The organism is Cupriavidus taiwanensis (assembly GCF_900250115.1).
Lineage (GTDB): Bacteria > Pseudomonadota > Gammaproteobacteria > Burkholderiales > Burkholderiaceae > Cupriavidus > Cupriavidus taiwanensis_B.
In genome coordinates this window covers 1899503-1913026 of sequence record NZ_LT984804.1, presented here as the reverse complement: position 1 = coordinate 1913026, position 13524 = coordinate 1899503, and the positions used below count along the sequence as shown (strand labels likewise).

Genomic DNA, 13524 nt, shown 5'->3' with positions numbered 1-13524 from the left:
GCGGCCAGGCCACGGTGGCGCGGGTATCGCTTGCTGCCTACGCTGTCTGCACAGCGCCAGGCCGCAACAGCAGCCTGACCCGCTCGCGCAGCATCGGCAGCACCTCGCCCTCGAACCACGGATGCTGCTTGAACCACGGCTGGTTGCGCGGCGACGGGTGCGGCAGCGGTATGAACGCGGGCGCGTAGTCCTGCCATGCCCTGACGGTTTCGGTCAGCGTGGGCTTGCGGCGTGCGCCGAGGAAATGCCGTTGCGCGTACTGGCCGACCAGCAGGGTCAGCGCGAGCGACGGCAGTTGCGCCAGCAGGCGGTCCATCCATAGGGGCGCGCATTCGGGGCGCGGCGGGTTGTCGCCACCCTTGCCGCGGCCCGGATAGCACAGGCCCATCGGGATGATGGCGAATTGCGAAGCATCGCAGAAGGTGGCGTCGTCGACCCCGAGCCACTGCCGCAAGCGGTCGCCGCTGGCATCGTTCCATGGAATGCCGGTCTCGTGCACGCGCATTCCCGGCGCCTGGCCGACGATCAGGATGCGGGCGCGGGCGCCGGCGCGCACCACCGGGCGCGGACCGAGCGGCAAGTGCTGCGCGCAGGCGCGGCAGGCGCGGACCTCGGTCAGCAGGGCCTCGAGCGCGGCGGGTTGGTGACGCCGGGTGTTGCGCTGAAAATCCAATCCCGTACCCTCCCGGACCAAGCGTCCTTAGTGCCGCGCACGGCCCGCGGCCGCGTCAGAAGCTCAGCCCGATCGAGACCACGGCGATCTGGTCGTGCGCGGCCGGGTTGAACCAGTAGACCGCACCGGAGACGTGCTTGCCTTTCACTTGCGCAAACACGCCGCGCTGCAAATTGCGGCCATTGTCGGGCACACGCGTGCGCTGGGCCGCCAGGCCAAGCCGCAGCCAGTCGCGGGGGCGCCAGGCCAGCTCGCTCCATGCATAGGCGTAGCCGGACGGCTCGGCGTCCGGCACGTACTCGAACTCGATATAGGCATCGGCATGGCGGCCGGTCAGCGTGGCCTCGAACCCGCCCACGACGCTGTGCGTGCTGCCGGTGACCACGCCGAGGATCGGCGTGAAATCCAGCCGCAATGCATCACCCCAGCCAAGGTTGTAGCCGGCGAAGAATGAGTAAGCATCCATGCCTTCGTAGTTGCTGCGCGCCTCCAGATGCAAGACGCCGCGCTTGGCGATGGCGATGCCCGTGACATAGGCGTCGCTGCCGCGCGGCAGGTTGAGGTAAGCCGAGATCCCGCCGCTCCAGGCCGGCGCCTCCGCGGTCGCGGGCGTGCCGCTGTCTTCGGCGGCAAGCAACGGCAGCGGCGCGATCGCCGCGGCCAGCACCAGGCAGCGTGCGGCCCGTCGCGCTGCCCGCGTGGGCGGTGGTGCCGCCGGACGTGCAGCCCTGGCTGCGTCCTGCATGGTCAGCCTCCGAGCGCGATGATGGCCATGGTCAGCGCAACCCCGACCAGCGTCATCGCCGCGCCTGCGATCCATCCGCCGAAGCCGGCATGGCGCCCAAGCGCGATGCCAGCCCCGAACAGCATCAGGATGGTCAGCACGCGCGATACCAGCAGCGCCGTGGAGACGTCCGCGAACACGATAAACGGCAGGGCCACCGGGAACGTCGCCACCACCACCAGCAGGAAGATCCCGGCAGCTGCCAGCAGATCCTGCGCGCTCAGCGCCGGGCGCGCGGGCAGATCGGCAGTGCGGGCGAGGCGGCCTCGCAACGCTTCCAGCTCGGCATCGTCGACCAGCGTGCGCAAGGCCGGCGAAAGCGCATCGCGCAGGCGCGCGATGGCGTCGCCCGGGTCGCCGGCATTGTGAACCGCCCTGACCAGGGACAGCCTGCGTCCGCGCTCGGTCAGCGTGCGCACCAGGTACATCACCGCGTCGGCCAGCCCCCAGGCCAGGTTGCAGCCCAGCGCCGTGAAGAACATCGTGCGCGGAGCGTCCGCCGGCGCGCCGACGGCCGACACGGCGCCCACGAAGGTCAATGCCATGAAGAGGCCGAAGCACATCTCGCACACGCGGTCGACGGTATCGAGCAGTCGCGGCCGCGCTTCGGCAGCGTGGGGATCTAGGGAGGTAGTCAGCACTGGCTTGCACCCGGCAGCAAATGCCCACGGCGAAGGTCCGCGACGAAGCCCTCGCACCCGTGCCGGGCGCGATGGCATCGAGCCTGCGGCTCCCGGGCGGGCAGTGTTCCCGGAGGCGCGACCAGACGGCGAAGGCGGCGCCGCCGGCACTCGCCAACCGCCGCCGCGTTTACTGTAGGCAAAGATCCACACCGATGATAGCGGGCATGGTGGGGGAAACTACCCGCCGGAGGGGGCGCCGGCGCTGCGGTGCCTTCGGAATCTGTGCCGCCATGATGACCGTCGCCGCCTACCGTCGCAGCATCGCCCGGGTTGTCCGGAAGGCGCGCTTTCGCGCGGCTCTGCAGTGGTTGGCCGATGCCGGGCGCATGACGTATTTTACAGGGGCAAGGCGCCCCTGCCGCCGGACCCGGCGGCGCAAGCCATGCAGCAGCGCAGCGGCTGCCGCATGCCAGGCGGCGCCACGGCCGTCACAGGAGCCTGCCATGCCCGACGCACTACGCCACGCGCTTCGCCGCTTCGCCATCGCCTGCTGTCTGGGCCTTGCCGCCTGCGGAGGCGGTGGCGGGGGCGACAGCGCCGGTGCGGGCGACGCAGGCGGTACAGGTGGTGGTGGCGGTGGTGGAGGTGGTGGCGGCGCCGGTGGCAACGGCTCGCTGACGCTGGCGATTTCGGGCCTGCCGGCCGGGACTCAGGCGGCCATCACGGTATCGGGCCCGGGCCAGTTCCGCCAGGCCGTGGTCCAGCCCACCACGCTGTCCAACCTGGCGCCCGGCAGCTATACCGTCGCCGCTACCGACGTGCTCACCGGCAGCGCCTTGCGTCGGCCGCAGCCGCCGTCGCAGGTGGTCGCGGTGGCCGCGGGCACGGGAGCGACTGCCAGCGTGGCCTACGGCGCGCCGGAAGCGATGCAGTTGTCGTTGACGCAGGTGCCCGGCGAATTCTCGGCGCCGATCTTCCTGACCGCCCCCGCCGGCGACGCGCGCCTGTTCGTGGTGGAACGCGCCGGCCGTATCCGGATCGTGCGCGACGGCGCCTTGCTCGCCGCGCCGTTCCTCGATATCGCGGCGCTGACGACGACCGACGGCGAGCGCGGACTGCTGTCGATGGCGTTCGATCCCGACTACGCGGCCAATGGCCGCTTCTACGTTTACTACACCGACACCAGCGGCGCCATCACCATCGCCCGCTACCAGGTCTCGGCCGCGAATCCTGACCTTGCCGAGGCCTCGGGCACGGTACTGCTGTCGATCCCGCACCCGGGCTTTTCCAACCACAACGGCGGCCAGCTCGCGTTCGGCCCCGACCGCATGCTCTATATCGGCACCGGCGACGGCGGCGGTGGCGGCGATCCGGCGGGCAACGCGCAGAACCCGGCGACGCTGCTGGGCAAGATGCTGCGCATCGACGTCAGCGGCGCGGCGGGCTACGGCGTGCCGGCCGGCAATCCGCTGCTGGGCCAGTCCGGCAGCCGCGGCGAGATCTGGGCGCTCGGGCTGCGCAACCCGTGGCGGTTCTCGTTCGACGCCGGGTCGCTGTATATCGCCGATGTCGGCCAGGACCAGCGCGAGGAAGTCGACGTCGCGCCGTCCACCAGTGCGGGCCTGAACTACGGCTGGAACCTGACCGAGGGCACCGCGTGCGTGGGCGCGGCCACCTGCGACAAGAGCGGGCCGACCATGCCCGTGTTCGAGTACGGCCACGATACAGGCGGCTGTGCCATCGTCGGCGGCTACGTGTATCGCGGCAACGCCAGCCCGGCGCTGCGGGGGCGCTACTTCTACTCCGATCTGTGCACGGGCAAGCTGCAGAGCTTCGTGTACCGCGATGGCGCCGCCGCCGAGCCGGTCGACTGGAACGTCACGGTGCCGGGCAGCGTGTTCTCGTTCGGGCTGGATGGCGCGCAGGCGCTGTATGTGATGGCCGATCCTGGCACCTCCGCGGGCAGCGGGCGGGTTTACCGGATCGATGCCTCGGGCGGCACGCCTTGATGCGCGACCGCAGCACCTCGCCGCGCCTCGCCTCGCCTCAGGCCGCGTTGGGCTTGCGGCCGACGCCCTGGATCAGCTTGTTGACGCGCGCCAGGTACTGCTCGAACACCCGGTTGGCCTGTTCCTGGCTGTCGATCGGCTGCAGCACGGTGCGGCCCTCGGCTTCAAGCTTGGCGCGGATCTCCGGCCTGGCCAGCGCTGCGCCGATGGCCCTGCGCAGCACCGCGACGCGCTCCGCCGGCGTGCCCTGCCTGACGAAATAGCCGCCGCCGATGGTGTATTCGAAGTCCGGCACCAGCTTGCTTTGCGAAATCAGCGGGACCGACCTGAGCGCGGGCGGCAGCGCGCGCGAGAAGCTGGTCAGTATTTTCAGCCGGCCCTGCTGCTGCATGCTGTCGAAGCTGGACTGGTAGGGCAGGATGGCGAAGTCGACCTCGCCGCCGGCAAGGCCCTGCAGCGCCGGCGCGCCGCCCTTGTACGGCACGTGCAGGAACGGCACGCCGAGGCGCGCGGCCAGCGCGTCGCCCATCAGGTGATAGATCGAGTCGATGCCGACGGTGGCGTAGGTCAGCGGCTTGCCCTTGCTCTGCCGGGCGAACTCGATGAACTTGTCGAGGCTGTCCACGACGATGCCATTGCGCACCATCAGCACGATATTGGCGTCGCTGATCGGCGCGGCCAGCAGGAAGTCCTGCGGCTTGTAGCGTGCGGCGGGGTTCAGCAATGGCGCCAGGAACACCTCGTTGATCGAGCCATGGAAAAAGGTGTAGCCATCGGCCGGCGCGGCCAGCACCTTGTTGGCGCCGATCAGGCCGGTGCCGCCGCCGTAGTTCTCCACCACCACCTGCTGGCGCACGCTCTTGCCGATCGATTTGCCGAAGATGCGCGCCGACGCGTCGCTGGCGCCGCCGGCGGGATACGGCACTACCAGCGACAGGGCCTTGGCGGGAAAGGCATCCGCCGCAAACGCCGGCAGGCCTGACAGCAGGGAAGTGCCGGCGGCAAGGCCGGCGTGTTGCAGGAAGCGGCGGCGGTTCAGGGTAGCCATGGGCTTTGTCTCCTCGGTTTCTTGCTCAGGCCAGATAGCTTTGCGCCAGGTGCGCCCAGAACGCGGCGCCGACCGGCAGGGCCTTGTCGTTGAAGTCGTACAGCGGGTTGTGCACCATGCAGCCGCCGTCCTCGCCCAGGCCGTTGCCCAGCCGGATATAGGCACCGGGCCGATGCTCCAGCAGGTAGGCGAAGTCCTCGCTGCCCATCACCGGCGGACGCTCGACCACGTTGTCCGCGCCCACCAGCCGGATCGCGGCCTGGCGCGCGAATTCGGTCTGCGCGGCGTGGTTGACCAGCACCGGATACTTGCGTTCGTAGACCACCTCGGCCTGCAGGCGGAAGCTCTGGGCCTGGGCCGTGACGAAGTCCTGGATGCGCTCTTCGACCAGCGTGCGCACGCGCGGGTCGAGCGTGCGCACGCCGATCTTGATGGTGGCGGTGTCGGGCACCACGTTGTAGGTGCTGCCGGCCTGCAGCGCGCCCACGGTGATGACCGCCGACTTGAGCGCGTCGATTTCGCGGCTGACGATCGATTGCAGCCCCAGCACCATGCTGGCCGCGCCCTGCATCACGTCGATGCCGTGGTGCGGCATGGCGCCGTGCGCGCCGCGCCCGCGCAGCGTCACCGTGGCGCGGTCGAACGAGGCCATGGCGGGGCCGGTGATGACGCCGATCTGTCCCACCGGCATTCCCGGCGAGTTGTGCAGCGCATACACCTCGTCGCACGGGAAGCGCTCGAACAGCCCGTCCTCCAGCATGCGCAGCGCGCCGCCTTCGTTCTCTTCGGCCGGCTGGAAGATCAGGTTCAGCGTGCCGTTGAAATCGACCGACTCGGCCAGGTAGCGCGCGGCACACAGCAGGATCGCGGTGTGGCCGTCATGGCCGCATGCATGCATCTTGCCCGCGAGGGTGCTGGCATAGTCCAGTCCGGTCTGTTCCTGGATCGGCAGCGCATCCATGTCGGCGCGGATGCCCAGCGCCTTGCTGCCGTGGCCCTTGCGCAGCGTGCCGACCACCCCGGTGGTGCCCAGGCCGCGATGCACGGCGTAGCCCCATGCCGCCAGCTGCTCGGCGACGAGGTTGCCGGTCTGGCGCTCTTCGAAGGCCAGCTCCGGATGCGCATGGATCCTGCGCCGGATCGCGACGAACTCCGGCGCCAGGGACTGGATGGATTGCTGCAGGTCGGCGTGCAGGGTGTCGGTCATGGGGCAGGGGATCGTGTTGGTTCACCGCATTCTCCCTGCAGGCGCGCACCGAAACCATGACAACGATGGCGACAAATCGTTGTATAAGATGCAACGATAATACATCGCGGCAAAGCGGTACCGACCGTTGCACGCCGCCGGGTGGAGACCGAGAATGGAAGACGTGCTGGACCGCAAGCGGGCGCTGTGCCTGCTGCAGATCATCGAAACCGGCTCGGTGCGCGGCGCCGCCGACGTGCTGGAGCTGGACCCGTCGGTGGTCAGCCGCGCCGTGGCCAGGCTGGAGCAGGACACCGGCCTGACCCTGCTGGAGCGGCGGGGGCGCGGCGTGGTCGCCACCGACGCGGGCCGGCTGCTGGCGCTGTTTGCCCGGCGCCAGCAAGACCTGAACGACACCTTCGTGGCCGAGGTGAACAACCTGAAGAACGCCCAGCGCGGCCACGTCGAGCTGTCCTTCGGCGAGGGCTTTGTCGACCTGGTGCTGGAGCCGGTGCTGCAGGGCTTCCTGCGCAAGCACCCCGACGTCACCTGCAGCATCCAGGTGGCGGGCACCGACGAGACCGTGCGCCTGCTGCTGGAGGACCTGGCCCATATCGGCTTCGTGTTCCAGCCGCCCGACGATGCGCGGCTGCACTCCCACTATTCGAGGCTGTCGCCGATCCGCGCGCACGTGCACAAGGACCATCCGCTGGCGCGGCGCCGGCGCGCGCTGACGCTGGCGGACCTGGCGCAGCACCAGGGCGCTTTCCTGGCCGGCTCGTTCGGCGTGCGCAAGCACGTGCAGGCGGCCGAGCTGGACGAGCACATCACGCTCAAGCCGATGCTGGTGACCAATTCCTTCAAGGTGCTGTGGGAGTACGCCGCGATGGGGCTGGGCTATATCCTGACGGCGCGCTCGGTGCCGCTGCGGGAACCGCAACTGCGGCAACTGGTGTCGCTGCCGCTGGCCAATCCCATCCTGAACAACAGCCGCATCCATATCCTGACGCGTGCCGGCCGACATCTGTCGCCGGTCGCGGACGGTTTGCTGCGGCACCTGGTGAAGGCGTTTCCGGCCGCCTGACCCGGCGCGTCATGCGGCGGCGGCGAACGGAGTGTTCGGGAATGGCAGAGGCGCGCGGGCCGGAATGCGGCGATCATGCAGTTTGATCCTGTCCGCCACTTGCGCCCCGCCATGCATGTCCATCTGCAGTCTTCCATGCACGCCAGCCTGCAGCAGCTGTTGCTGGCGTTTCCGCTGTCGGTCGAAGCCGGGCGCGGCAGGGTGGTGGTGCGGCGACGCGGCTACGAGCGGGTGCTGCTGGCCGGCCAGCAGGCGATCATCGAGCCGTTCGAAGCGTTTGCGCTGCGCCTGGACGGCAGCAGCGCGCAGCCGGCAGCGTGCACGCTCGAGATGCGCGGGCTGAGCCCGGCGCAACCGTCGGAATGCCTGCACCATCGGATTGCCAAGCGGGTGTTCCTGCAGCCGCAGTACGCCTGGAACGCGGCCTTTATCGCGGAACGGCTCGGCATGTCCGCGGCGCAGCTGCGCCGCGCCTTGTTCGCGCAAGGCACTGCGCTGACCGACCTGTGCCGCACCCAGCGGCTGATGCGGCTGCTGTTCGACGTGATGGCGGACGACGCCGCGCCGGGCGAGGCCAGGCGGCGGGTCGGGTGGCCGGCCAACAGTGATGTCGACAGCGCATTCTATGATCGCTTCGGGGTCTCGCTGGAGGCCGCGCGGCGGCTGTCCCGCGGGCGCGAGCTGCCGCGGCAGCGCTCGGTGGCATGACGCGCGCGCCGCGGTTTGCGAGATAATCCGGCGAGATAAGCCGCCGTTGTGCCCGGGAATGATGTCATGCGTTTTGATCTGGTCGACCTGAAACTGTTCACGCATATCGCCGAGGCACAGAGCCTGACCGGCGGGGCGCAGCGCTCGCACCTGTCGCTGGCCGCGGCCAGCACCCGCATCAAGAACCTGGAGGAACACGTCGGCGTCAAGCTGCTGAGCCGCAGCAGCCAGGGGGTGAAGGTGACCGGCGCGGGCGAGACCCTGCTGGCCCATGCGCGCCGCGTGCTGCGCCAGCTGGAGCAGCTCAGCGGCGACCTGCAGGAATACGCCGCGGGTGTCAAAGGCCACGTGCGCGTGTTCGCCAACACCACCGCCATGAGCGAGTTCCTGCCGGCGGTGCTGCGCAGCTATCTGGTCAGCCATCCGGACGTGACCATCGACATGCACGAACGGCTCAGCCCGGACATCGTGCGCGCGGTGCAGGAGGGCATCGTCGATATCGGCATCATCGCCGGCAACGTGCGCACCGAAGGGCTGGAGGTCATGCCATACCGGCGCGACCGGCTGGTGCTGGCGACCGCGCTGAGCCATGCGCTGGCCGAGCGCGAGCGCGTGGATTTCATCGAGACGCTGGACTACGACTTCATCGGCCTGCCCGAGGACAGCGCCATCCACAACTTCCTGAAGCGCGCCGCGGCGGACCTGCAGCGCAGCCTGCGCTGGCGCGTGCAGGTCAGCAATTTCGAGACCGCGTGCCGCATGGTCGAGGCCAACGTCGGCCTGGCGGTGCTGCCCGAGACCACCGCGCGCCGCCATGCCAGGGCCATGGCGCTGCGCATCGTCCAGCTCAACGACGAATGGGCCGAGCGCCAGCTGCAGATCTGCGTGGCCGACCTCGACGCCTTGCCGCTGTTCGCGCGCAAGCTGGTGGACCTGCTGGTCGAAGACGGGCAGGGGCGCCAGGACTGAAGCCGCGGCGCCGGCGACCAGGGCCGGCTACGGCTCGGCCCCGAGCAACTGGCGCAACTGGTGCTTGAGCAGCTTGCCGCTGGCGGTCGCGGGCATCGCCGCCACGCGCAGGATCCGCTCCGGGCGCTTGTACGGCGACAGGCGCCCGACCAGGTAGTCATGCAACGCGGGCGCGTCGAAGCGCTCGCCCGCGCGGATCTCGACGAAGGCGACCACTTCCTCGTTGCCGTCCGCGGCGGGCCGGCCGATCACGGCCGACACGCGCACCGACGGATGCGTGTTGAGCACCGCTTCGACTTCGATCGGGTAGACCGTGAAGCCCGAGCGGATGATCAGGTCCTTGGTGCGGCCGACGATAAACAAGGCGCCGTCGGCGTCGAGGCGCCCGATATCGCCCGTATTGAGCCAGCCGCCGGGGCGCAGGGCCGCGGCGCTCAGTTCCGGGGCACGGTAGTAGCCGCGCATCACGCCCGGCCCGCGGATCCACAGTTCGCCGGGCTGACCCGGCGGCACCGGCTTGCCGTCGGCGCCGATCACCTGCAGGTCCGCGCCCGGGACGATCTCGCCCACCGCGCAGTCGGCGCGCGGCCGCTCCAGGCGCGTCACGAACATCGATCCGGCGTACTCGGTCATGCCATAGCCATGGTGCAGCGGCTGGCCGAAGACTGCCTCGACATCGCGCTTGAGAGTGGGGTCGAGCGGGCCGCCGCCGGTGTAGAGATAGCGCAGGCGCGGCGACGGCTGCAATGGCGCACCGCTGGCCCGCAGGCGGGCCAGGATGCGGCTGAACATGGTCGGCACGCCCTGCAGCAGCGTGATCGCGCCGCCGCGGATCGCCGCGGTGAGGTCCGCCGCGTTGAAGCGCGCGCACAGGTACACGCTGGCGCCGGCGTGCAGGGTCGAGACCAGCAGCGTGCCAAGGCCGAACACATGCGAGATCGGCATCACCGCGTAGGCGCAGTCGTCCGGCCGCATGCGGCGCGAGGCCACGGTCACGCCGGCAAAGTGCAGCAGGCCGCGGTGAGTGACCATCACGCCCTTGGGCTGTCCGGTGGTGCCCGAGGTGTAGATCAGCGCGGCCACGTCCCGCGCCAGCGCTTCGGGCTCGCGCGTGGCGGTCTCGTCGATGGCGCCCGCCATCAGCGGGCCCAGCCCGGCCGGGGCAATTTCGCGGGCGCGGTAGCGCACGCCGTGGCGCAGCGCATCCGGCGACGCCGCGTGGGTGAACAGCATCAGCCGCGGCTGGCAGTGGGCGCGGATCACTTCGATCTCGCGCTCGGACAGGCGCGCGTTGACGACCACCGGCCATGCGCCCAGCTCCGACAACGCGAACACCAGCGTGATCACCGCCAGGCAGTTTTCGGCCACCACCAGCACCCGGTCGCCGGTGCCCACGCCCTGCGACTGCAGGTAGCGCTGCGCGTCCCCGATGCCGGCCCACAGCTGCGCATAGGTGGTGGTCCGGTCGTCTTCGAAGAGGGCGACATGGCCGGGCGCGTGCGTGGCCCAGTGGCGCGGGATGTCGCTGATGCGGGTGAGAGGGGCTCGGTCCGGTGGCATGTTTCAGGCGTCCTTGTGCGGGGCACAGCGTGCGGCGGGCGGATGGTCGGCAGGCACCGGGCCGGGCCGCCGCCGCCGCCGCCGTGGCATCAATAGCGTTCGAACACCGCGGCGATGCCCTGGCCGCCGCCGATGCACATGGTTTCCAGGCCGTAGCGGCCGCCGCGGCGCTGCAGTTCGTGCAGCAGCGTGGCCAGGATGCGCACGCCGGTGGCGCCGATCGGGTGGCCCAGCGAGATGCCCGAGCCGTTGACGTTGAGCTTGTGCTCGATCGCGTCCTGGTCCTGCCAGTCCCAGCCCTTGAGCACCGCCAGCACCTGGCAGGCAAAGGCCTCGTTGAGCTCGACCAGGTCCATCTGCTCCAGCGTCAGGTTCAGGCGCGCCAGCAGCTTCTTCACCGCCGGCACCGGGCCGATGCCCATGTGCGAAGGCTCGCAGCCCGCCGCCGCCCAGCCCACCAGCGAGGCCATCGGGGTCAGGCCGAGTTCGGCGAGCTTGTCTTCGGCGACGATCAGGCAGGCGGCCGAGGCATCGTTCTGCTGGCTGGCGTTGCCCGCGGTGACGGTGCCGTTCGGCATCAGCACGCGCAGTTTGGCCAGGCTGTCGAGCGTGGTCTGCGGGCGGTAGCCTTCATCGCGCGTGAACGGCACCGGCTCGCCCTTGCGCTGCGGCACCTGCACCGGGACGATCTCGGCGTCGAAGCGTCCGGCCTCCCACGCCGCGGCGGCGCGCTGGTGGCTGCGCACGGCAAAGGCGTCGGCGTCCTCGCGGCTGATGCCGTAGTCGCGCGCCAGGTTCTCGGCGGTCTCGATCATGCCGGAGATCTTGCCGAAGCGCTCCACCGGCTGCGAGCGTTCGCGGCCGCGGTCGAGGCGGTCGAAGAAACGCACGTTGCCGGAGCGCGCGCCCCAGCGCATGTCGGTGGTGTAGTACTCGATATTGCTCATGCTTTCGACGCCGCCCGCGATGACCACGTCGGCGGCGCCGCTCTGCACCATCATCGATGCCGTGACGATGGCCTGCAGGCCGCCGCCGCAGCGGCGATCCAGCTGCATGCCCGGCACTCCGACCGGCAGCCCGGCCTGCAGCGCGGCCCAGCGGCCCACGCACGGCACTTCGCTGTTGGCGTAGGACTGGGCAAAGACCACGTCGTCGATGCGCGCGGGATCGATGCCGCTGCGTTCGACCACGGCGCGCACGGCGGTCGCGGCCAGTTCCTCGACCGGCACCGGGCGCAGGCTGCCGCCGAAGGTGCCGACGGGGGTGCGAAGGGGGGTGACGATTGCAGCTCTGCGCATGGAAGTCTCCTTGGAATCGGGGATCGGGTAAATCATCAAGTTAGTCGGTCGACGCCACCCCGGGAAGGGCAGGAAAGGGCGACGAAGGCGGCGCCGCACCGGCGCAGCAGCGCATGGGCCTGGCGCTCCAGGTCCGCGCGGTGTTCGGGGGCGGCGAGGTCCAGCATGCGGCGCACGCGTTGCGACAGGGTCTGGCCGCGCAGGTCGGCCACGCCGTGCTCGGTGACGATCAGGCCGGCGTCGGCACGCGGCGTGCTGACCGGGCCGGACAATTGCGCGACGATGCGGCTCGCGCCCCTGGCGGTTGCCGGCAGCGCCACGATCGGCAGGCCGCCGCGGCTGCGCGCGGCGCCGCGCAGGAAGTCCACCGCGCCGCCCACCGCGCCGACATAGACGCCGGCGGCCACTTCCGCATTGACCTGGCCGGTCAGGTCGACCTCGATGGCGGAGTTGATCGCGGTCAGCTTGTCGACGCTGGCGAGCACCTCGGGGTGGTGGGTATAGGCGGTCTCGCGCAGTTGCAGTTGCGGATTGCGGTGGGCCCAGCGCCGCAGCCGCTCGCTGCCCATCAGGATGCCGCCGATGCCGATGCCGGTATCGATGCTCTTGCGTGCGTTGGTCAGCACCCCGGCTTCGGCCAGCGCGGCGATGCCGTCGCCGACCGCGCCGCTGTGCAGGCCCAGGTCACGGCGATCATGCAACGCAGCCACTACGGCCTCGGGCAGGTTGCCGATGCCCATCTGCAGGGTCGCGCCATCCTCCACCCAGCCGGCGATGTGACGGGCGATGGCCTGTTCGACTGCGCCGGGAGCGCCGCGTTCGAGGCTGATGGGCGCGCAGCGCGCCTCGACCTGCAGGTCGATCTGGTCGGCGGCGAGATAGTGGCTGCCGTGGGTCCACGGCACCTCGGGGTTCACTTCGGCAATGACGACGCGGGCCCGGTCGAGCGCGGCGGGCAGGTATTCATGCACCAGGCCCAGGCTATGACGGCCCTGTTCGTCAGCGGGCGAGACCTGCACCAGCACCACGTCGGCGCGCAGCGTGCCGTGCCGGATCAGCCCTGGCAGGTGCGAATAATGGCTCGGCACGATGTCCAGCACGCCCGCGCCGGCCAGCCGGCGGTGCGGCCCGCTGGCGGCATAGCCGAAAAAGTCGATGACGTCGGCCTGCTCCGGCTGCAGCGTGTCCGACTGGCCGATGCCGACGAATACGCTGAAGCGCCCGCCGCGGGCGATCGCATGGCGATGCGCCACCAGCGCGCGCGTCAGCGTCAGCGGCTCGGCGGTGGCTTGTCCCCACCAGAGGTGGTCGCCGGGACGGATCAGGGCTTGCAGTCGGGAGGCCAGGTCGTGCATGTCGACGGGGAAAACGTTGGCTCGGCACACGGCCGGAATCAGCCGGCTTGTGCCGGACAGCCCTGAGCATGTCGCCAAAGCCGCGTTTGCGCTATTCGACAATGCCAATGGCCGGCTTTGGCGATTGCGAAACTGGCCAACGGCAGCCGGAGGCGCCGCCTGCCCGGACTTAAGCCGCGTGGAAGGCGCGCTTTCGGAATCGCTGATTGCCGCGCCGGCCGAACGCC

12 protein-coding genes are annotated in these 13524 nt (G+C 70.3%); 4 read left to right on the top strand and 8 right to left on the bottom strand.

What is annotated here, in order from left to right; translation table 11 throughout:
- Nucleotides 1-37: 37 nt before the first annotated feature.
- From CBM2586_RS25335 to CBM2586_RS25325, 3 genes are read right to left on the bottom strand one after another with little or no spacing between them, the layout of a single operon-like run.
- Nucleotides 38-673, bottom strand: coding sequence for a uracil-DNA glycosylase family protein (locus CBM2586_RS25335; RefSeq protein WP_115690533.1), 636 nt, complete (start codon nucleotides 671-673; stop codon nucleotides 38-40).
- 55 nt (nucleotides 674-728) lie between these two features.
- Nucleotides 729-1418 (bottom strand): hypothetical protein, encoded by a 690-nt coding sequence (locus CBM2586_RS25330; RefSeq protein WP_231942563.1) that lies wholly within the window; start codon nucleotides 1416-1418, stop codon nucleotides 729-731.
- A gap of 2 nt (nucleotides 1419-1420) precedes the next feature.
- Nucleotides 1421-2098, bottom strand: coding sequence for a hypothetical protein (locus CBM2586_RS25325; protein WP_115664011.1), 678 nt, complete (start codon nucleotides 2096-2098; stop codon nucleotides 1421-1423).
- Between the two features lie 485 nt (nucleotides 2099-2583).
- On the opposite strand from CBM2586_RS25325, the gene CBM2586_RS25320 reads away from it, so the two are divergent.
- Nucleotides 2584-4089: a PQQ-dependent sugar dehydrogenase gene (locus tag CBM2586_RS25320; RefSeq protein ID WP_115690531.1), complete on the top strand. Its 1506-nt coding sequence runs from the start codon at nucleotides 2584-2586 to the stop codon at nucleotides 4087-4089.
- Between the two features lie 37 nt (nucleotides 4090-4126).
- Here the strand turns inward: CBM2586_RS25320 and CBM2586_RS25315 are convergent, their stop codons facing one another.
- Together CBM2586_RS25315 and CBM2586_RS25310 are read right to left on the bottom strand one after the other, a co-directional pair.
- Nucleotides 4127-5137, bottom strand: a complete 1011-nt coding sequence (locus tag CBM2586_RS25315; protein WP_115690529.1) for a tripartite tricarboxylate transporter substrate binding protein — start codon at nucleotides 5135-5137, stop codon at nucleotides 4127-4129.
- 25 nt (nucleotides 5138-5162) lie between these two features.
- Nucleotides 5163-6344, bottom strand: coding sequence for a M20 aminoacylase family protein (locus CBM2586_RS25310; RefSeq protein ID WP_115690528.1), 1182 nt, complete (start codon nucleotides 6342-6344; stop codon nucleotides 5163-5165).
- A 154-nt stretch (nucleotides 6345-6498) separates the two neighbouring features.
- On the opposite strand from CBM2586_RS25310, the gene CBM2586_RS25305 reads away from it, so the two are divergent.
- From CBM2586_RS25305 to CBM2586_RS25295, 3 genes are all read left to right on the top strand, one after another.
- On the top strand, nucleotides 6499-7407 hold the full coding sequence (locus CBM2586_RS25305) for a LysR family transcriptional regulator (RefSeq protein WP_115664015.1): 909 nt from the start codon (nucleotides 6499-6501) through the stop codon (nucleotides 7405-7407).
- A gap of 135 nt (nucleotides 7408-7542) precedes the next feature.
- Nucleotides 7543-8115, top strand: coding sequence for an AraC family transcriptional regulator (locus tag CBM2586_RS25300; protein ID WP_240988026.1), 573 nt, complete (start codon nucleotides 7543-7545; stop codon nucleotides 8113-8115).
- Between the two features lie 66 nt (nucleotides 8116-8181).
- Entirely contained in the window at nucleotides 8182-9084 is a 903-nt protein-coding gene (locus CBM2586_RS25295) for a LysR substrate-binding domain-containing protein (RefSeq protein ID WP_115664016.1), read from the top strand.
- 27 nt (nucleotides 9085-9111) lie between these two features.
- Here CBM2586_RS25295 and CBM2586_RS25290 read toward each other — a convergent pair whose 3' ends face one another.
- The 3 genes from CBM2586_RS25290 to CBM2586_RS25280 all read right to left on the bottom strand — a co-directional run bounded on the left by CBM2586_RS25290 (nucleotide 9112) and on the right by CBM2586_RS25280 (nucleotide 13297).
- Complete coding sequence (locus tag CBM2586_RS25290) at nucleotides 9112-10644, bottom strand: class I adenylate-forming enzyme family protein (protein WP_115690526.1); 1533 nt, start codon at nucleotides 10642-10644, stop codon at nucleotides 9112-9114.
- 89 nt (nucleotides 10645-10733) lie between these two features.
- Nucleotides 10734-11942 carry an acetyl-CoA C-acetyltransferase gene (locus tag CBM2586_RS25285; RefSeq protein WP_115664018.1) on the bottom strand — a complete coding sequence of 403 codons (1209 nt, stop codon included), beginning with the start codon at nucleotides 11940-11942 and terminating at the stop codon, nucleotides 10734-10736.
- A 35-nt stretch (nucleotides 11943-11977) separates the two neighbouring features.
- Nucleotides 11978-13297 carry an acetyl-CoA hydrolase/transferase family protein gene (locus CBM2586_RS25280; RefSeq protein ID WP_115690524.1) on the bottom strand — a complete coding sequence of 440 codons (1320 nt, stop codon included), beginning with the start codon at nucleotides 13295-13297 and terminating at the stop codon, nucleotides 11978-11980.
- Nucleotides 13298-13524 lie beyond the last annotated feature (227 nt).